Consider the following 18136-nt stretch of genomic DNA (forward strand, 5'->3'; position numbering starts at 1 on the left):
GTATCTAATTTGTTAATATAGTTGCTTTTAGATATCATTTACCTTTAAAATAGGTAATTGAGTATTTAATTTAAGTACTAGGAGATGGATGATAGATGAAGGTCAAAATTACCCGCAATGCGGCTAAAGTGATAAAGAAACAAATGGAACTTGAAGGAAACAGCGAGTTGAAGCTTCGCGTAGCGATTACGCATGCTCACGGTGATCATGCTCACTACGGACTGGATTTGGACACGCCTAATGAGAATGATGTTGTAGTCTCGACAGATAAAGAAATCGATGTTATTCTTGATCCGAATCAACCGCTCCTTGATGGTGTGGTCGTTGATTATTTATATCTTCCTGAAGAAGGTTTTGTTATTACTAATCCGTCTAAAGGTAATCACGGCGATCACTAAACGTTTCGCCTTAAATTTGGGACATAAAGAAGGGTTGCTCCATGGCTAACGATATACAAGTGTGCGATGAATGTAATTTTATGAAATTGAAGAGTATCATACCCAAACTGCAAAAGATGGCGCCTGATGCAGAGATCAAGGTCGGCTGTAAGTCGTACTGTGGTCCATGTGGCAAACGGGCCTTTGTATATGTTAATGGTCGTTATGTGAGTGCTCCAACAGAGGAAGAAGTGTTGAAGAAGGTAGAAGCTTTTATCAAGCAACCGGCCGTTCAGAAATAATGCAGAGGTCTTATCCATCAAGTTTAAAAGCCCTAAACCCGTGTTGATGACGGAGTTTAGGGCTTTTTTTTTATAAAATGAAATTTTTATGGTGCAGATTCTTCCTTTCGGAGCATCTTGATGCCATCGTATTTCATGATATCGTCTGAGATTTGCAGTCGTTGCTTACTTGTCTCGAACCCGGTGCTGCACCCCGCAACGTCAATGGCTTCGCGGCTGTCGAGGCTATAACAGGTGCCACTGTTGAATTGTCCATTTTCACTTGGAAGATAGGAGCGCTTCGCATCGGCAAAGGCACCGGTTCGCAGTGTCACAAGTCGCTCTTTGCCACTGAACAGATTATTACCCATGAGATAATAAGGATCTTGTGAGATCCCAAGCAGATGGAGTAAGGAAGGTGTGAGATCCAATTGACCAGCCGGATTAGAATCAATCACCGAGGTGTTATTACCCGGCAGATGAATGAGTAATGGAACTTGATGCATGATTTGATGCATGTCGAGCTTATTTAAGCTTTTACCAAGAAATTGTTCGTAATAAGAGGTTTCTTGGATCGAGTTATCATGATCTCCATAAAAGGCAAGGATCGTGTTATCCCACAACCCACGCTGCTTCATATCACTCACCAATTCACCTAGAGCTTCATCTGTATAATGAACAGCCTGCAAATAATCTCCGAAGATGGTACCTTTAAACTCCCCGGTATCAAGCCCTTGCTTAGCCGTAGGGAGAGAATATGGGTGATGACTAGATAGTGTAGTCAAAAAAGAGTAAAAGGGCTTCTGGATCGATTCTACAGAATCCATAATATTTAGGGACTGCCGCAGGAAAGATTTATCTCCCAATGACCAGCCTAGGGGCTCGTCGATCTTAAAGTCTTTTTTGCTATAAAAATGGTCATACCCCATCGCCTTATACATAATCTGCCGATTCCAGAAGCTTCCTTCATACGCATGGAAGGCATTGGTGCTATAGCCCTTGGACTTCAAAATGGCAGGTAACGTGTCAAATTGATGATCCGGGTAACGGACAAATACTGAGCCGGAGACCAGCGGATACAGTGAACCATTCGAGGCGAAATCCGCATCGGAGGTTCGTCCTTGTGAGGTCTGATGATAGTAATTACTGAAGTAGGTATTCTCTTTGATTAGAGCGTTCAAATTAGGTGTGACCTCTTGTCCATTGATCGATCGTCCCACTACAAAATTCATAAAAGCTTCGGCCTGAATAACAACGATGTTGCTTCCGCTGTATTTTCCAAAGCTGTCGTTAAGAACACTTTGCTCAGCATTGTGTTCATTGAACCAGAGCTTCATGGAGCTGGCTTCCTTTTGTGAAAGCTCAGGCTGCGGGCCTAAATGATCTTTGGCATACAAGTAAATATCATAACCGTGAAATCCAATGAGTCCAGTAACGTTATACATCGCCAAGCTCCACCAGTTACCAGTGAATAAACCCTTGGCCCACGTAGTGGCGTAAGAGTGGATAGGGCCAAAGGTCAGAATACAGCCTAATACCAATGCAACGACCCCGTTAACACTCCGTCTTAGTCCTCTCATTAAGCGTGAAGAGGGACGAAAATGACTTGTGCGAGCATAATAGGAAGGCTGTCCATTATTATAGGCAGGCGTGTTCCGACGGAATAACACTACCCAAATGGTGTAAACCAGAAATATCAGCCAATCCGCGAACAAGTAGAGATCAGAGGGACGGAGTAGTGCAAAGATACTTCCGCCAAGTGCATCCATCTGTCCGGCTTGAAAAAGAACGGGAACGGTGATGAAATCCTGAAAGTAGCGATAGTAGACGATATCAGAATAAATAAGTAATGTCAGGAGCACGTTTATGATTATCAGGGCTATCGTTTGTCCACGTCGGGGGAGCCATAACACCCAAAAGGATAACAGCATAACTGAACCGAGAGCAATGAGCTTGTCGAGACGGTTCATATCAATATTAGGAGCATGCAGGCCGCTGTGAAGAAACATTAGCTTAGCGAGCATAAGGACAAGAAAAAGGATGTAACCAATATAACGGGAGCGGACAATAGTGATCATTCTATCCGTTATGGATGAGCTGCTCCTACTAAGTGGATCTCGTGACACGTTAAAGCCTCCTAGCACAGAAGTTGAGTATGTAAGAAGAAACGGACACCGTCCTCAATCGAGGTAGATGTCCGTTCTTATATTTCTCGCATAAACGCTTACCGTCCTTTTAAGGACGCCGAAGCCGTTCATGCTTGGCGTAATTGTCTTCCGAATTATTTCGGATTTCTAGGTGGAAGTGGACCCAAGTATTGATAATATTGACACTCAATACGTCCGTTATACAACTTGCGACGTTTGTCCGCTTTACGTCCGTAATATTGTTCGAATTCCTTATAAGGACTAATTGCAAAGAATGACCAAGTCGGTAGATACAGCATCATTTCACCAAACTGGCGAGTCAGCTTCTCCACCTCTTTATCATTACTGATCCGTTCACCATATGGCGGGTTGGTAATGATACAGCCGTATTCGCCTTGGGGTCTTGCTTTGGCGGCAGCCATCACGGTGAAGGTTATTTCTCCGGACAGGCCGGCGCTTTTAGCAGCGGCTTCAGCAATTTCTATAGCAGCAGGATCGATATCCGTGCCGGTTAGCTGCAATGGATAATCGTCTCGTACGGCATCGAAAGCTTCTTCGCGAGCTTCTTCCCACAGATGCTTAGGAATGACTGGCCAATGTTCTGAAGGGAAGGAACGCCGTAGTCCCGGTGCGATATTCCAAGCGATCATCGCGGCTTCTATCAACAATGTTCCCGAACCACAACATGGATCATATAGCGGACGGTGGCCATTCCAGCGGCTAAGCTGGATTAAAGCGGCTGCCATCGTTTCCTTCAGTGGCGCTTCTGTAGCCTGTCTGCGGTATCCGCGTTTGTGAAGAGCAGGTCCGGTGGTGTCTAGCGTAATAAGCGCGATATCGTTTAACAGAATCACTTCGATCACATATCGAGGTCCGTTCTCTGGGAACCAGTCCGTATGATAGGAGAGCTTCAGCTTCTCGACGATAGCTTTTTTGACAATCCCTTGGGAAGCGGGTACACTCGTTAGTTGTGATTTATGGGATCGTCCTTCAACAGGAAATTCTCCATTCTCGGGAATCCAGTCTTCCCAAGGCAGCGCTTTAACACCCTCAAATAACTCATCGAAGGTTTTAGCGGGGAATTGACCCATTTTTACTAATACGCGGTCGGATGTACGCAGCCATAAATTACAGCGACAGATGTCGATATAATCACCACTGAACAATACACGACCGTTCTCGACCGTGGTCTCATAACCCAGTTCGTTTAATTCGCGCGCTACTACAGCTTCTAATCCCATAGGGGCAGTAGCGATTAATTGTAATTTGCTCAAATACTCTCAACTCCGTTTAACTTGTAGATAAATACAAAAAGCCAGTACAATAAGAAAAGCCAATACCATAAGAAAAGCATCCATACAAGTATAGGGGAATGCGGGACACTTCACAATGCCCGGCATTCCATAAACCATAAAATCTTCCCCGTCATCCCTTCATTCGAGAAAACGGGGGATCATCAAAGGAGAATCTTTATGCTTACCCAAGAAGAATACAGTGAACAACTTTATACCGAGGACGAAATCCTGCTTCAGGTAAAAGAAGCTATCGTCCAAGCGGGTATGCCGGAGGTGTCTGTCGAGCCGGGGTACGGAAGACTACTCACTATGCTTGTTAGACTGTCTCGCTCCACGCGTATTTTGGAGATTGGCGCACTTGGCGGCTACAGCGGAATTTGCTTATCTCGCGGCTTCACTGAAGGTGGCACGCTGACTTCGCTAGAGCTGAGGGCCGATTATGCCGAGCTTGCTCGCCGTAATTTAGAACTGGCCGGATTCGGTGATTCTACGGAATATAGAATCGGTCCTGCAATGGACAGCCTGAAGGCACTTGAAGCAGAGGGTGCTAAGTTCGATTTCTTCTTTATCGACGCAGACAAGATTAACTATACCAATTACTTGGAATATGCCATCAAGATGGCTAATCCAGGCGCGATTATTGCTGGTGATAATATCTTTCTCCGCGGACGGACGCTAAATACAGATCGAAATGGACCTGCCATTCTGGCTGTACGGCATTTCAATGAAATGATCGCCACCGATGATCGTCTGATTAGCACTTGTCTGCCAGCCTATGATGGACTGGCGTTGGCAATGGTGAAATAGCAGAAGATTAGCGAAATAGCCGTGGCGGAGTAGCTTTGTATAGCTTAACCCGGACCCATACGGTGTTCAACAGCAACAAGCTTCCGGAGATGATAAACAGTCCCTCAATACCAATATAACCAGATAGAAAGCCGCCTATGATAGCTCCCAGCATATTGCCCAGTGACAATGTGCTGCCGTTGAAGCCGAATGCGCGGCTTTCTTTCCCGTCAGGGGTATAAGACCGGATAAGCGCATTAACGCTGGGCAAAAGGCCGCCCATAAAAATCCCCATGAGAAAACGGACAACGATTAGCTGCCACACGCTAGTAACGAATGCTTGCGGAATCAGGAATAGCGAAGCCCCGATTAACGCGTAGGTCAGAATGCGGTGTGCGCCGACTTTATCACTCAGCTTGCCGAGCAAGGGGGAAGCCAGCATGTTGGAGATCCCTGTAACTGCGCTGACCATTCCGGCTAAAAAGGCTATATTCTCAGCAGGCCCATTTAACTTTTCAACATAAAGTGGCAGCAAGGCCATGGGGCTGATCATTGCAAATTGCAGCAAAAAGGTTACACCAAACAGCGCCGGGAGCTGAGGGATCTTGATCAATTCCTTCAAGCCCTCCATGACTGACACCTGTGGCTCTTGTGCCGCTTCTGCACGATCGAATTTCTCTTTAACGAGAAACAGTGCCAGCAGAGAGGCGATGAAGAGCAAGGCGCCAACGACATAAAAGATCGGACGAAATCCGATTAAATCAGCAAGAAAACCACCAATAAGTGGTCCAAGGATGGTACCTGCAACAGAACCTGACTGCATCAGCCCCATCGAAAATCCCATACGTGCTTTCGGAGTAGTACCCGAAACGAGTGCGATGGAAGCGGGATTGAAGCCGGAGATTGTACCGTTTAGCAGTCGCAGTAAGAGCAGCTGCATAGGGGATTGTGCGAAGCCCATCAACACCATAACGATAGCCATGCCAAAGCTGGAGCGCAGGAGCATGATTTTACGTCCATATTTGTCAGCAAGTTTTCCCCATAGTGGCTGGAAAATGAAAGAAGTTAAAAAGTTTGCGGCAAAAATAAGGCCCGCCCAAATTCCAATTTCATGCTCACCCTGAACTCCAAGATCCTTAGCAAGATACAAGGTCAGGAACGGTGTGATCATCGTCATTCCGGCATTTACCAAGAATTGTCCGAACCAAAGCACTAAGAGGTTGACCTTCCATGTCTCCCATTTCTTCAAAGTGCTTTCACTTCCTTTCAAAGAATTTCAGAAAATACATGATTCACAGAAAAATAGACATTTTATCAGTATATCATTTTTTTAGCTTCAAAAGTGCAATACATGTCATAGTAATGTCATAGGATTGTCATTCCGCGATCTTCGTTTTGCTTGTTACAACCTTTTAAAAAGGGCATAATAGTAAGTATGCCGATCAAGCATAAACGCCATCGGCGTCCTTATTAGGACGGTAAGCGTTTATTTTAAAAAATCTTATAAAATATAAATGGAGATCTTATCATGACCTACAACGACACTTTTATCCGCGCCTGCAGAAAGCAGGATACGGAGCACGTTCCCGTATGGTACATGCGGCAGGCCGGCCGTTATGATCCCGAGTACCGTAAAATCAAGGAAAAGTACTCATTGCTTGAAATCTGCAAACAGCCTGAGTTAGCGGCTGAAGTAACCTTGATGCCTGTGCGCAAGCTAGGTGTGGACGCGGCCATTTTGTATTCAGACATTATGAATCCGGTCGCTTCTATCGGTGTGAAATTTGATATCGTCAAAGATATTGGCCCTGTGATCGAGAATCCGATTCGCTCTGCAGCAGATGTCGAGAGACTGAAGCCCATTGATGTTGAAGGGGATCTCGGACATATTTTGGAGACGATTGCAATTCTGGATAAGGAGCTGGACGTGCCCTTGATTACTTTCGCAGGCGCACCGTTTACAATTGCCAGCTATCTGATCGAAGGAAGACCTTCCAAAGGATATATTCGGACTAAAGAGCTAATGTACAGTGAACCCCGTGTCTGGGAAATGCTAATGGACAAGCTCGGCGATATGATTATCGCTTACCTCCGTAGTCACGTGCGTAGTGGTGGAAAAGCGTTTCAATTGTTCGACAGCTGGGTTGGTGCCCTTGCGCCACGCGATTTTGAAAAGTATGTGTTACCGACGGTTTCTCGTATTTTTTCCGAATTATCTGATCTTGATGTACCGAAAATATACTTTCCTGGCGTAAGCTCTGGCGAATTGCTACCGAGTCTTACGAAGCTTCAAGCGGATGTAATCGGGGTGGACTGGCGTGTGAGCTTGTCCGAAGGTCGACGCAGAACCGGTGGGAAATTTGCGATTCAAGGCAACCTGGATCCGTATTTACTTACAGCGCCGATGGACGTCTTGAAGGAGCACGCGAAAGCGTTAATTGATGAAGGGGTACAAGAGCCGGGATATATCTTCAATCTGGGTCATGGTTTATTCCCGGAGGCTTCTTTAGAGAAGCTTAGAGAATTAACGGAATATATTCACGAATATTCACAGGAAGTATTGAAAGAATCAGCCAAACTGCGTTCTTAAAAATAGCCTATTAAATCTATAAGGGGATGGAATCCGTGACAGCAAAAATAGGTGTTCTCGTCATGTCGTATGGCACTCCTAAAAGCTTAGAAGACGTTGAAGCATATTACACTCATATTCGGCGAGGTAATCCGCCGACAGCGGAGCAGCTTAAAGAATTAACAGATCGCTATGAAGCGATCGTCGGGGGTGTATTCCCGCTGCGGGAGAACACAGACCGTCAAGTAGCTGCATTACAGGCAGCATTAAACGCGGATAAAGCTGGGGCGGATGTTGAATTTGTCTGCTATCAGGGTTTGAAGCATGCCTATCCGTTTATTGAGGACGGCGTCGAGGCTATGGCGAAGGACGGCATTACCCAAGCGGTTGGTGTTGTGCTTGCCCCTCACTATTCAAGCATGAGCGTGGGTGGCTACATCAAACGTGCTCAGGAAAAGGCTGATGCATGTAAAATCAACATGGGTTTTGTGGAGAGCTACCATATGCACCCAGTATTGATCGATGTTCTAAGCCGGAGAGTAACTGCGAAAATAGATCAATATATCGAAGCAGGCGCTACTCGCGATGAGATAAGGGTATTATTTAGCGCGCATAGTCTTCCAGAGCGTATTCTAGCTATAGGGGATCCTTATAAAGATCAACTATTGGAGACCTCAAAGGCTATTGCAGATCAAGCGGGGATAACCAATTGGCAGTTTACGTGGCAAAGCGCAGGACGGACAGCTGAACCATGGCTTGGACCAGATATTCTGGATACACTTCAGCAGCTTAGCAAGGAACAGGTAGAGTATGTTCTAGTGGCACCGATCGGGTTCGTATCCGATCATTTAGAAGTGCTGTATGACCTTGATATCGAGGCAACAGCCGTAGCTTCAGAGCTGGATATGCGTCTTATGCGGATTGAATCATTAAACAGCGATCCTGCGTACATGTCCGTATTGAGCGATGTTGTTCGTACAAGACTGAATCAAATGTCGGCCGGTCAGTCATGACTGGTCCCTCTAGGCGAATTGTTATCATAGGCGGTGGGCTGAGTGGACTCAGCGCCGCCTTTTACATTCGTAAGTTTTACAAAGAAGCTGGCATGAAACCTGATATTGTACTGCTAGAGAAAGACAAGACTCTTGGTGGGAAGATCGAAACATTGCACCGGGATGGATTTGTGATTGAGAAGGGTCCGGATTCTTTTTTAGCTAGCAAAACAGAGATGATTGAATTGGCTAAGGAATTAGAGCTAGATCACGAGCTTGTGAACACAAATCCAAAGGCAGAGAAGACCTATATACTACAGCGTGACAAGCTTCATCCTATGCCTTCCGGTCTTGTGCTTGGAATTCCTACTGAACTAAAGCCATTTCTATCAAGTGCTCTGGTTTCATTCGGTGGCAAAATACGCGCGCTGATGGACTTGATCCTTCCTCCTAAGCGGAGTAATGACGATGAATCCCTCGGACAGCTGATTGAGCGACGTTTAGGTACTGAAGTGATGGAGAATTTGACCGAACCGCTATTAGCCGGTATGTATGCTGGGGATTTACGCAAAGTCAGCCTACAGGCTACCTTTCCGCAATTTGGAGAAGTAGAGCGGCAGTATGGTGGTCTTATTCGTGGAATCATTAAAGAACAGAATTCCTCTAAGACAAATACGAGCACAAAGAACAGCACTTTTCTGACCTTTCGAAAAGGACTACAAAGTCTCGTGCATGGCTTGATTCATGAACTGCATGATGTAGAACAGCGAACTGAAGCTGCGGTGGTCTCTATACATGCTACAGGAACTAATGCTTCTCGTTATGAGCTAGAACTGGAAAGTGGCGAACGGCTGCTTGCGGATGAAATATATATCACCACACCAAATTCTTTTGCTGCCGAACTTTTGCGTCCACATGTGGATGTTTCAGCACTCGATGCGGTAAATTATGTATCGGTTGCGAACTTAGTCATGGCCTTCGACAAGAAGGATATCGAAATTGATGATGCTGGAGCAGGTTTTCTTGTGCCACGTAAGGAAGGGCGCAATATTACTGCCTGTACATGGACGTCAACGAAGTGGCCGCATACGAGTCCAGATGATAAAGTACTTATGCGCTGTCATGTAGGCCGTTCCGGAGATGAGCAGAATGTTCAACTTCCAGATGAGGCTCTTACGGAGCTAGTGAGTAAGGATTTACGAGAGATCATGGGCATTACAGCGAAACCTATATTCACGGAAATTACTCGTTCGGAACATTCGATGCCACAGTATCCTGTTGGACATCTTGACAATCTTTCTAAATTCCATAGGGAGCTTGAGACCACACTTCCTGGGATATATGTCTTTGGAGCTGGATATGATGGAGTGGCAATGCCCGATTGTGTTAAGCAGGCTAAGCTTACAGCACAAAGCGCTGCAAAGCGTATATCGAATTAATTGTTCATTTACGGGAGAGTTAGAATTATATAATGAACGGTGAAGCGAAGATTTTTGCTTCACCGTTTTTGTTTGAAAATTAGATTATACTATTTTAATGGACTCTCGTATTTGGAGGGACAGGTGCTAGGTATGCTATAATAGAACCAATTTGAGAGTAGAGGAGATCATAGAAACAATGTATCCGCCGCGATCGCGTTCTAGACAGAAGAACAAACATAAGAGCAAACGTAAGCGCAGAACGGCCTGGATGTGGGTCAATGCAGGTCTACTTCTGTTGATTATTGTGGCGCTCAGCTATAGTTTTATGGATGACAGATTCAAGGGAAGTTCTGAGCCACCTCCAGTGGCGCAAATAACGGCTTCGCCTACTCCGGATAGTACTGCTCAGGAGACAGCACCTATAGTGACTGCAACGCCTGAAGCCACGGAGTCTCCCATCCCTTCTCCAACGGTAACCCCGGAAGCTACACCTACACCAGAGCCAAAGAGAGAAGAAAATGTTGAAACACAGGCGCCTGTACCAACTGAGACCCCTTCGCCAGATGAAGGTAGCTCCCAAGTCGCAGATGGTGGTTCTGTGTCTGGACTTCCATCAGATGACCAGGCTTCTGGCAATACAGTGACCTTGAATTTTGGTGGAGATGTTATTTTTTCGGGGAAAGCCGGGGAATTGCTCGAAAAGAAAGGTTACGACTATTCGTATGCCGCGCTCGATGGAATGTTCAAGAAGGATGATCTTACGATTGTGAATCTGGAGACTCCTGTGACCACGGGTGGGGTTGGCGCCGCTAATAAGCAATACGTATTCAAAGGCTCGCCCAAAGCACTAGATGCTCTTAAAGCAGCCGGAGTGGATGCAGTAAATATGGCGAACAATCATACGCTGGATCAAGGGGAGGAAGGTCTGCGAGACACGCTTAGTCATCTCTCGGAAAGAGGCATTCCTTATGTTGGTGCCGGACTCAACAGTAAAGAAGCATTCTCGGCGCAATATTTTGAGCGTAAAGGGATTAAGATCGCCTTACTGGGGTTCACACGTGTGATTCCTGCATCTGATTGGATGGCGGGAAAAAATAAACCCGGGCTTGCTTCAGTATATGATAGTAGAGAAGGACTTAAAGCGATTGCTGCAGCTAAACAAAAAGCTGATTTGGTTGTCGTAGTTGTCCATTGGGGCAAAGAACGGGTAGAGCAGTTCGATAATATTCAGCAGACTCTTGGACGTAGCTTTGTCGATGCGGGAGCTGATCTTGTCATTGGTGGTCACCCACATGTATTGCAAGGTGTGGAGCCGTACAAAGGCAAGTGGATCGCCTACAGCACTGGTAATTTTATTTTTACGAGATCAACGGTACCTGCCACTTGGGAAACTGCTGTATTTCAGGCGGAATGTAGTAAAAAAGGTCAATGTTCATTACAGCTGAAGCCTATGACTGCTGAGCTAGCTCAGCCCGTGCCCATGAATCAGGTGAACGGACAGCTTTTGCTGAATAAAATAGAGTCTTTATCTGCTGGTCGAGTTAAGATCAACAGTGACGGCAAAGTGACTCAAGTTACAAAATAGGGTTCCTGGGAGGTCCTTATGATGAACAATTTATGTGTTGCCCATCGGGGATTTTCCGGTAAAGCTCCGGAGAATACATTAGCAGCGATCCGGATGGCCATTGCCATGCCTTTTGTACACTGGATGGAATTGGATGTCCAGCTCTCGAAGGACGGTGTTCCTGTTGTCATTCATGACTTTACACTGGACCGTACAACCAATGGTCATGGTAAGGTGAAGAATATGGATTGGGAACATATCCGGCGTCTCGATGCGGGTAGCTGGAAAGGGCGTTCTTTTCGGGGAGAGCGGGTGCCTTCCTTGGAAGAGGTGCTCTCATTAGCCTCCGGTAGACTTCGTCTCAATATTGAACTGAAAACAGTGGGCAATATGTATCCTGGCATCGAACAGAAGGTGACGGATCTTATTTCCTCTAAAGGCATGCGGGACGACGTGATTTTGACCTCTTTTGACACAGATGTGTTGAAAAAAATCAAGGAAATTGCCCCCCGCTTTCGTACAGGCTTAATTTTTGATTCAAGGTTTGGTAATCCTGCTCGAAGGCTGCATGAACTGGAGTGTTCTCTTTTGTCGATTAGCTTCTCGCGTTTAAATCCTAGATTGGCTAAGGTTTTGACGGAGCAAGGTGTGAAGATTATGGCTTGGACAGTGAACAAAGGAAAAGAGATGCGTCGCTTAGCAGATATGCATTCTGATATAATGATTTGTACAAACCGTCCGGATATCTGGGGCGATACATTTCTAAAAGTATAAATAATCCAATTCGATGGGAAAGAGAGCTGATTGTCTGTGTGCGCTGCTGTTAATAATTTGTATTGTGTTGGACGGAACTACAAGCTACATGCGGAGGAATTAGGAAATAATGTCCCCGTAGAGCCACTCATTTTTTTGAAGCCCTCACATGCGGCGGTTTCCCTCGATAAAGCAGTCATTCAGCTTCCAAAGGATTCAGGTCAGGTTCATTATGAAGGAGAACTTGTGCTACGGATCGCGCGTGATTATGTACCGGGTATGAGCGTGGAGGATTTGGTGGATGTTATGGCTCTGGGACTGGATTTCACACTGCGTGATGTGCATAATGATCTGCAGAAGAAAGGTCTGCCTTGGACTCCGGCTAAAGGCTTTAAGAACGCTGCTCCACTCACACCTTACATTGCGTTTCCTGACAAGGAAGAGCTGGAAGGAACGGATTTCACGGTTTTAAAAAATGGTGTTGAAGTTCAGCGAGGTAATGTTAAAAATATGATTTTTTCGCTCCAAAAAATTGTCGATTTTATCGCTGTGCGTTACGGGCTGGGTAAAGACGATGTGATATTCACAGGAACACCAGAAGGTGTAGGCTCTACCGTATCAGGAGATTCGTTTGAATTGTACTGGGGTGACAAGCTGATGGGGACTTGCCTGATCGGCTAAAAACATCTGTTGGAGATGAATCTATGTTATGGATTATCGGCGCCCTTGGCGCTCTGTTAGTTGCGGGGGCGGCTTATAGGAAACAATCCTTAAGCCTTTCCGGCATGCTTGCCGCGGTAGCTATGGGGACCATTTATTTTGGTGCTGGAAATGCCTTTTGGTTTGGAATATTGTTGTTTTTTTTCATTTCTTCAAGCCTGTTGTCTAAGCTTCATCATGATAATAAGGCAGAGCTTGAGCTGACTTATGCCAAGACAGGTCGCCGAGATGCTGGGCAGGTCTTTGCTAATGGTGGGCTTGGGATGGTTTTCGTTCTATTGAATGCGATTGTTCCGATGGAACATTGGGAATTTTTATTTATCGGCGTTATGGCAACGGTAACCTCTGATACATGGGCTACGGAGATTGGTACACTCAGCAAGAAGCCGCCTCGGTCTGTCCTGACAGGTAAAATACTTCCGGCCGGTGCCTCGGGTGGCGTATCCAGCCTGGGTACGCTGGCCGCCGCCGCAGGAGGTGCACTTATCGGTGCATCTTCATGGCTGCTACGGACGATATCCGGCATGCCAGATCAATCCTTCTTGTTGCTTACATTGGCTGGACTCACTGGAGGACTTGCGGGTGCGTTCACAGATTCTATCCTAGGGGCAACCGTTCAGCAGATGAATCGTTGCACTGTATGCGGACGCGAAGTGGAAAGTACACATCACTGCGGTAAAAAGGTTGAATACGCACGTGGCTGGAAGTGGATGACTAATGATGCAGTCAATGCTATTAGCTCTATCGTCGGAGGGGCTATTGCCTTATTGTGTGGGATGATGTTTTAAAGGAGGAACCGATGAGCAGCACGTCCAATCATAAACATACTGCCATTCTGGATGCCGCATACGAGCTCTTCGGTTCAGGTGGATTTTACGAAACGAAGATGTCGGAAATTGCGGTTCAGGCCGGAATTGCTAAGGGCACCGTTTATTTATACTTCAAGAGTAAAGAAGAATTGTTCATGGCGGTAACGCGCCGGGATTGTGAGGGATTCCTTCAGCAATTACAGGAAAAGCTGAAGGCTAGTGATACTTTGGCAGGTAAACTGTCAATTATCGCCAAACATCATCTTTACTATTATTATGAGCGTAAGCGACACACGAAGCTCTTTTTCCGCGCACCGAACAATAACCCAGAGCTTGTGGCGTATATGACGCTTTTTATGGAAGAATATATGCAGGCAGTGGTGAAGGTATTGCTGGAGGGCGGAGTGTCTGAGCCTGAGCTTATGGCGCAGTCCTACATAGGGATGTTGGATCGACTGAAGATGGATATTTTGTTCGATCCATCTTTTAAGGAAGAAGATGCGTATAAACGCGCTGGTTTCGCTGCGGGTCTTTTTATTAAAGGGGCTATGGATTACTTGAATTTAGGTCAGGATGATAGACCGGTGGAATAGCAGCTTCATGCTGCGACCGGTTTTATGAAAATATAAGGCAAGCGAGGAAATAGCATGAATATTATGACCGTGGAACATCTTTCCAAAAGTTATGGAGAGAAAGTACTTTTTAGTGATGCTTCATTTGGTATGGACGATCGGGATAAAATTGGTTTGATCGGTGTGAATGGAACGGGTAAATCAACGTTTTTACGTATTATTGCCGGTCTGGATACCCCGGATGGTGGGCAAATTGCGATCGGAAATAATGTTCGAGTGCAGTACTTAGCACAGAACCCTCCTTATGAGCCGACAAATACAGTACTGCAACAGGTCTTCGCCGGAGATGATCCAGATCTTTCCACCATGCGTGAGTATATGGAGATCATGTCTCGCCTTGAAAAAGAGCCAGGTAATGCAGAACTGGAAGGCAAACTGGTGCGGATTGGGCAGGCTATCGATGCAGCAGGTACTTGGCATTTGGAGAGTGAAGCTAAGAGCGTACTGACTAAGCTGGGTATAGTGAAATTCGATGCGCTGATGGATACGCTGTCTGGTGGTCAACGGAAACGTGTAGCACTTGCGGCTGCCCTGATTACGCCATCTGAGCTTCTTATTCTGGATGAGCCTACGAACCATATTGATACGGACTCCGTGGCTTGGCTAGAGCAATATTTACAGAAACGGCGCGGCGCTCTCTTAATGGTAACGCATGATCGTTACTTCCTGGAGCGTGTCGCAAGTGTCATGCTAGAGCTGGACGGAGGACAGTTATACCGTTATGAGGCCAACTATTCCCGTTTTCTAGAGCTAAAAGCCGACCGTGAAGAGCGTGAAGCCTCTGCGGAGCAAAAGCGTAAGAACCTGCTTCGTACGGAGCTTGCTTGGATTCGTCGTGGAGCTAAAGCTCGATCAACGAAACAAAAGGCAAGAATCGACCGTTTTGAGAAGCTGAAAGAAAGTACAGGAAGCAGTTCGAACGGTTCGCTGGATATTTCGGTGGCATCCACACGTTTGGGTCGCAAAATCATTGAAATCAATGAACTGTCGAAATCGCTGGATGGTCGTCAGTTGATTAAAGATCTGACCTATATTGCTGTACCACAAGATCGCGTAGGTATTGTAGGTCCAAATGGTAGCGGTAAATCAACACTTCTGAATCTGATTGCAGGTAAGCTGCAGCCGGATAAGGGAGAGGTTCAGCTTGGTGCGACGGTTAAGTTGGGTTATTTTACGCAAGAACATCAGGATATGGATGACAGCATGCGAGCTATTGAATATGTGAAGGAAGAAGCGGAAGTCATACGTACAGCTGATGGTAGCGTCATTACCGCAGGCCAAATGCTCGAACGCTTCTTGTTCCCTCCTGCGATGCAATGGACGCCGATTTCCAAACTGTCTGGTGGCGAAAAACGACGCCTGTATCTGCTTCGTGTATTGATGGGAGCACCAAACGTATTGCTGTTGGATGAGCCTACGAACGACTTGGATATTGGCACGTTGGCTGTTTTAGAAGACTATCTGGATGAATTCCCGGGCGTCGTCTTTACCGTATCCCATGACCGTTATTTCCTGGATCGGACTATAGACAAGTTGATTGCCTTTGAAAATGGAGAAATTCGGCTTCATGTTGGCGATTATACGGAATATGAAGAATGGCTGGCCAAAAATGTTCCTTCACGCAATGCAGAATCGAACAAAGATGACGGTAATGCAAAGGGTAAAGAGACTACAGAAACAGTCAGTAACACAGCGGCATCATCAGCTTCCAAGACCAAACTCAAATTCAGTTTTAAGGAACAGCGTGAATATGAAGGAATTGACGAGCAGATCGAGCTTGCAGAACAGCGCTTGACTGATATTAGTGCGGAGATGGAAGCAGCGTTTGCTGACTCCGGGAGACTGCAGGAGCTAGTGGAAGAGCAGAGGCTTGCCGAAGCCGAGCTGGAGCGTCTAATGGAGCGCTGGACCTATCTGAATGAGCTTGCAGAGAAAATCGCTGGTAAAGCATAAAACGGATTGTCCATGTGTGACAATAAGGGAGGGCTCAGTTTGGAGAATCAACTTGTGGAAGCTGTAGCCCTGCGAAACGAAGGTAAAGCTGAAGAAGCCAGAGTGATGCTGTTAGAGCTATATGAGCAGAATAGTAATGATGCAGAACTTCTGTATCAATTAGCGTGGACGCATGATGTGCTCGGTCTGGAACGCGAGGCAATACCCTATTATGAGAAAAGCTTAACACTAGGCTTATCTTCGGAGCAGAGAGTCGGCGCTCTATTGGGACTGGGCAGCACCTACCGAACACTCGGAGAATATGAGAATTCCAAAGCAATATTGGAGCAGGCCATTCACGAGTACCCAGAGAATAAGGAATTTCCGGTATTCCTTGCAATGACCTTGCACAATCTCGGAGATCATAGTCTGGCTATGGGGATGTTGCTTAAATTGCTGGCTGAAACCTCAGCGGATGAAGGAATAAGAAGTTATAGTAAGGCCATTTCATATTACTCAGATAAGCTGGAGCAAGTCTGGGATTGAATAAAATCACAAAAAGAAGCGATCTCTAATAGTAGAGTGGTATTATCCCCTCATGGTTGACAGTGAAAAAAGAGCACATGGTATCATGTGTTTAACACAGTCGACCGGAGGGGATTTTTCATGGCTAAAAAAGGGCAGACGTTTACGAAGTATTCAGAAGAGTTGAAGAACGAGGCGGTTCGACTTCACTTAGAGGAGCATATGAGCTATTCACAAATCCTAGAAAAACTCGACATCAAGAGCGATGCTCAGTTGGTGAGGTGGATACGAAAATTTAAAAGCGGGGAGACCTTTGAGGACCGACGCGGAAAAGGTGGAAGAAAACATTTTGACAGTAAAGACGAAGAAATCGCGTATTTGAAGGCACAGGTCGAATACTTAAAAAAGCTCAATCCCAATCTACATGGGGAGGGAAGTTGGATACAAATACCCGGTGCCAATCCATTCAAGAAATGAGCGAGCGATACCCGATTGTTTGGCTGTGCAAACTGGCTGAATTGTCCCGGGCTGCATACTACAAATGGAAAAAGACCTCTGACCTGCGGGAAGCACGCCAAGAGAAGGATACGAACCTTAAGGAACATATCTTAGCCATTCATCGGCTACGTCCTGCCTATGGCTATAAGCGAATGCGTACAGCGCTTCGCAAAGAGGGATTTCCCGTAAACCATAAGAAAGTTCGCAGGTTGATGAGAGAGCTAGGCATCCAATCAGTGATTCGCAAGAAACGCCCGTTTGCTGGGCGTAAGCCTTCTGTCTTATATCCAAACGTACTCAACCAGGAATTCACAGCCCACGCTCTTCAGCAAAAGTTAGTCACGGATATTACCTATATCCGTACAGGCCACGAATTTGTCTACTTATCTGTAGTGATGGATCTGTACAACAACGAGGTTGTGGCTTGGAGAATCTCTGTCCGTAATGACTTGAAGCTAGTGGTAGATACTGTGAAATCTCTCCAAGACTCAAAGGCTCTCCTGCACTCTGACCAAGGCTTTCAGTACACGACTCGGACGTATGCCCAGGTTTTAGAGGACAAGGGTTTGGTCGGTAGCCACTCCCGCCGGGGGAATTGCTACGACAATGCTTGTATAGAGTCATTCTTCTCTCACCTAAAGACCGAAAAATTGTATTTGGAGAAACCCAAGAATCTTGAAGATGCTGAACATTTGGTTAAGGAGTACATCCTTTATTACAACAAGGAACGCTTCCAGAAAAAACTCGGCGACCTGTCTCCGGAAGAGTACCGGAACCAGATCGCCGCTTAAAAGGCTTCTTTTTTACTGTCTACTTGACGGGGCTATGACCAGAG

16 protein-coding genes and 1 pseudogene are annotated in these 18136 nt (G+C 46.0%); 14 read left to right on the top strand and 3 right to left on the bottom strand.

Translation table 11 applies throughout. The annotated features are described in order from the left end of the window. The first annotated feature begins 95 nt into the window (after positions 1-95). Both MKY19_RS09945 and MKY19_RS09950 read left to right on the top strand, forming a co-directional pair. Entirely contained in the window at positions 96-398 is a 303-nt protein-coding gene (locus tag MKY19_RS09945) for a heme biosynthesis protein HemY (protein WP_042126263.1), read from the top strand. Positions 399-439: 41 nt separating this feature from the next. Continuing rightward, positions 440-679, top strand: a complete 240-nt coding sequence (locus MKY19_RS09950; RefSeq protein WP_042126265.1) for a DUF1450 domain-containing protein — start codon at positions 440-442, stop codon at positions 677-679. An 86-nt stretch (positions 680-765) separates the two neighbouring features. On the opposite strand, the gene MKY19_RS09955 is transcribed toward MKY19_RS09950, so the two are convergent. Both MKY19_RS09955 and MKY19_RS09960 read right to left on the bottom strand, forming a co-directional pair. Continuing rightward, a complete protein-coding gene (locus MKY19_RS09955; RefSeq protein ID WP_339802382.1) occupies positions 766-2784 on the bottom strand; it encodes an LTA synthase family protein in 2019 nt (672 codons plus the stop codon). 155 nt (positions 2785-2939) lie between these two features. Continuing rightward, positions 2940-4079, bottom strand: a complete 1140-nt coding sequence (locus MKY19_RS09960; protein WP_042186795.1) for a class I SAM-dependent RNA methyltransferase — start codon at positions 4077-4079, stop codon at positions 2940-2942. A 198-nt stretch (positions 4080-4277) separates the two neighbouring features. Here MKY19_RS09960 and MKY19_RS09965 point away from each other — a divergent pair, with 198 nt between their 5' ends. After that, positions 4278-4907, top strand: a complete 630-nt coding sequence (locus MKY19_RS09965; RefSeq protein WP_076283186.1) for an O-methyltransferase — start codon at positions 4278-4280, stop codon at positions 4905-4907. A gap of 7 nt (positions 4908-4914) precedes the next feature. Here MKY19_RS09965 and MKY19_RS09970 read toward each other — a convergent pair whose 3' ends face one another. Beyond that, the gene (locus MKY19_RS09970; protein ID WP_339802385.1) at positions 4915-6135 is read right to left on the bottom strand and encodes an MFS transporter; all 1221 of its coding nucleotides are present in this window, start codon (positions 6133-6135) and stop codon (positions 4915-4917) included. A 279-nt stretch (positions 6136-6414) separates the two neighbouring features. Here MKY19_RS09970 and hemE point away from each other — a divergent pair, with 279 nt between their 5' ends. The 11 genes and pseudogenes from hemE to MKY19_RS10025 all read left to right on the top strand — a co-directional run bounded on the left by hemE (position 6415) and on the right by MKY19_RS10025 (position 18092). Further along, positions 6415-7476, top strand: a complete 1062-nt coding sequence (gene hemE, locus MKY19_RS09975; RefSeq protein WP_042186799.1) for a uroporphyrinogen decarboxylase — start codon at positions 6415-6417, stop codon at positions 7474-7476. Between the two features lie 35 nt (positions 7477-7511). Continuing rightward, positions 7512-8468, top strand: coding sequence for a ferrochelatase (gene hemH, locus MKY19_RS09980; RefSeq protein WP_339802388.1), 957 nt, complete (start codon positions 7512-7514; stop codon positions 8466-8468). After that, positions 8465-9886 (top strand): protoporphyrinogen oxidase, encoded by a 1422-nt coding sequence (gene hemG, locus MKY19_RS09985; protein WP_339290262.1) that lies wholly within the window; start codon positions 8465-8467, stop codon positions 9884-9886. Before hemH ends, hemG begins: the two co-directional genes overlap by 4 nt. Positions 9887-10064: 178 nt before the next feature. After that, a complete protein-coding gene (locus tag MKY19_RS09990; RefSeq protein WP_339802391.1) occupies positions 10065-11453 on the top strand; it encodes a CapA family protein in 1389 nt (462 codons plus the stop codon). An 18-nt stretch (positions 11454-11471) separates the two neighbouring features. Further along, complete coding sequence (locus MKY19_RS09995; protein ID WP_339802393.1) at positions 11472-12206, top strand: glycerophosphodiester phosphodiesterase family protein; 735 nt, start codon at positions 11472-11474, stop codon at positions 12204-12206. Positions 12207-12242: 36 nt separating this feature from the next. Next, positions 12243-12866 carry a fumarylacetoacetate hydrolase family protein gene (locus MKY19_RS10000; RefSeq protein WP_339802396.1) on the top strand — a complete coding sequence of 208 codons (624 nt, stop codon included), beginning with the start codon at positions 12243-12245 and terminating at the stop codon, positions 12864-12866. Positions 12867-12889: 23 nt separating this feature from the next. Further along, a complete protein-coding gene (locus MKY19_RS10005; protein ID WP_339802399.1) occupies positions 12890-13693 on the top strand; it encodes a DUF92 domain-containing protein in 804 nt (267 codons plus the stop codon). An 11-nt stretch (positions 13694-13704) separates the two neighbouring features. Then, on the top strand, positions 13705-14307 hold the full coding sequence (locus MKY19_RS10010; protein WP_076283179.1) for a TetR/AcrR family transcriptional regulator: 603 nt from the start codon (positions 13705-13707) through the stop codon (positions 14305-14307). A gap of 54 nt (positions 14308-14361) precedes the next feature. After that, positions 14362-16299 (top strand): ABC-F family ATP-binding cassette domain-containing protein, encoded by a 1938-nt coding sequence (locus MKY19_RS10015; protein ID WP_339802403.1) that lies wholly within the window; start codon positions 14362-14364, stop codon positions 16297-16299. 105 nt (positions 16300-16404) lie between these two features. Next, complete coding sequence (locus MKY19_RS10020; protein WP_339804255.1) at positions 16405-16824, top strand: tetratricopeptide repeat protein; 420 nt, start codon at positions 16405-16407, stop codon at positions 16822-16824. A 120-nt stretch (positions 16825-16944) separates the two neighbouring features. After that, positions 16945-18092: pseudogene (locus MKY19_RS10025) on the top strand (IS3 family transposase). Positions 18093-18136 lie beyond the last annotated feature (44 nt).

This window comes from Paenibacillus sp. FSL R5-0744 (genome assembly GCF_037972555.1).
Classification (GTDB): domain Bacteria; phylum Bacillota; class Bacilli; order Paenibacillales; family Paenibacillaceae; genus Paenibacillus_AQ.

Bases quoted from the DNA above. Each gene is read 5' to 3' on its own strand.
- hemE (WP_042186799.1), top strand. From the start codon at position 6,415: ATGACCTACAACGACACTTTTATCCGCGCCTGCAGAAAGCAGGATACG.
- MKY19_RS09965 (WP_076283186.1), top strand. From the start codon at position 4,278: ATGCTTACCCAAGAAGAATACAGTGAACAACTTTATACCGAGGACGAA.
- MKY19_RS09995 (WP_339802393.1), top strand. From the start codon at position 11,472: ATGATGAACAATTTATGTGTTGCCCATCGGGGATTTTCCGGTAAAGCT.
- MKY19_RS10005 (WP_339802399.1), top strand. From the start codon at position 12,890: ATGTTATGGATTATCGGCGCCCTTGGCGCTCTGTTAGTTGCGGGGGCG.
- MKY19_RS10020 (WP_339804255.1), top strand. From the start codon at position 16,405: ATGCTGTTAGAGCTATATGAGCAGAATAGTAATGATGCAGAACTTCTG.
- MKY19_RS09990 (WP_339802391.1), top strand. From the start codon at position 10,065: ATGTATCCGCCGCGATCGCGTTCTAGACAGAAGAACAAACATAAGAGC.
- MKY19_RS09950 (WP_042126265.1), top strand. From the start codon at position 440: ATGGCTAACGATATACAAGTGTGCGATGAATGTAATTTTATGAAATTG.
- MKY19_RS10010 (WP_076283179.1), top strand. From the start codon at position 13,705: ATGAGCAGCACGTCCAATCATAAACATACTGCCATTCTGGATGCCGCA.
- MKY19_RS09945 (WP_042126263.1), top strand. From the start codon at position 96: ATGAAGGTCAAAATTACCCGCAATGCGGCTAAAGTGATAAAGAAACAA.
- hemG (WP_339290262.1), top strand. From the start codon at position 8,465: ATGACTGGTCCCTCTAGGCGAATTGTTATCATAGGCGGTGGGCTGAGT.
- MKY19_RS10015 (WP_339802403.1), top strand. From the start codon at position 14,362: ATGAATATTATGACCGTGGAACATCTTTCCAAAAGTTATGGAGAGAAA.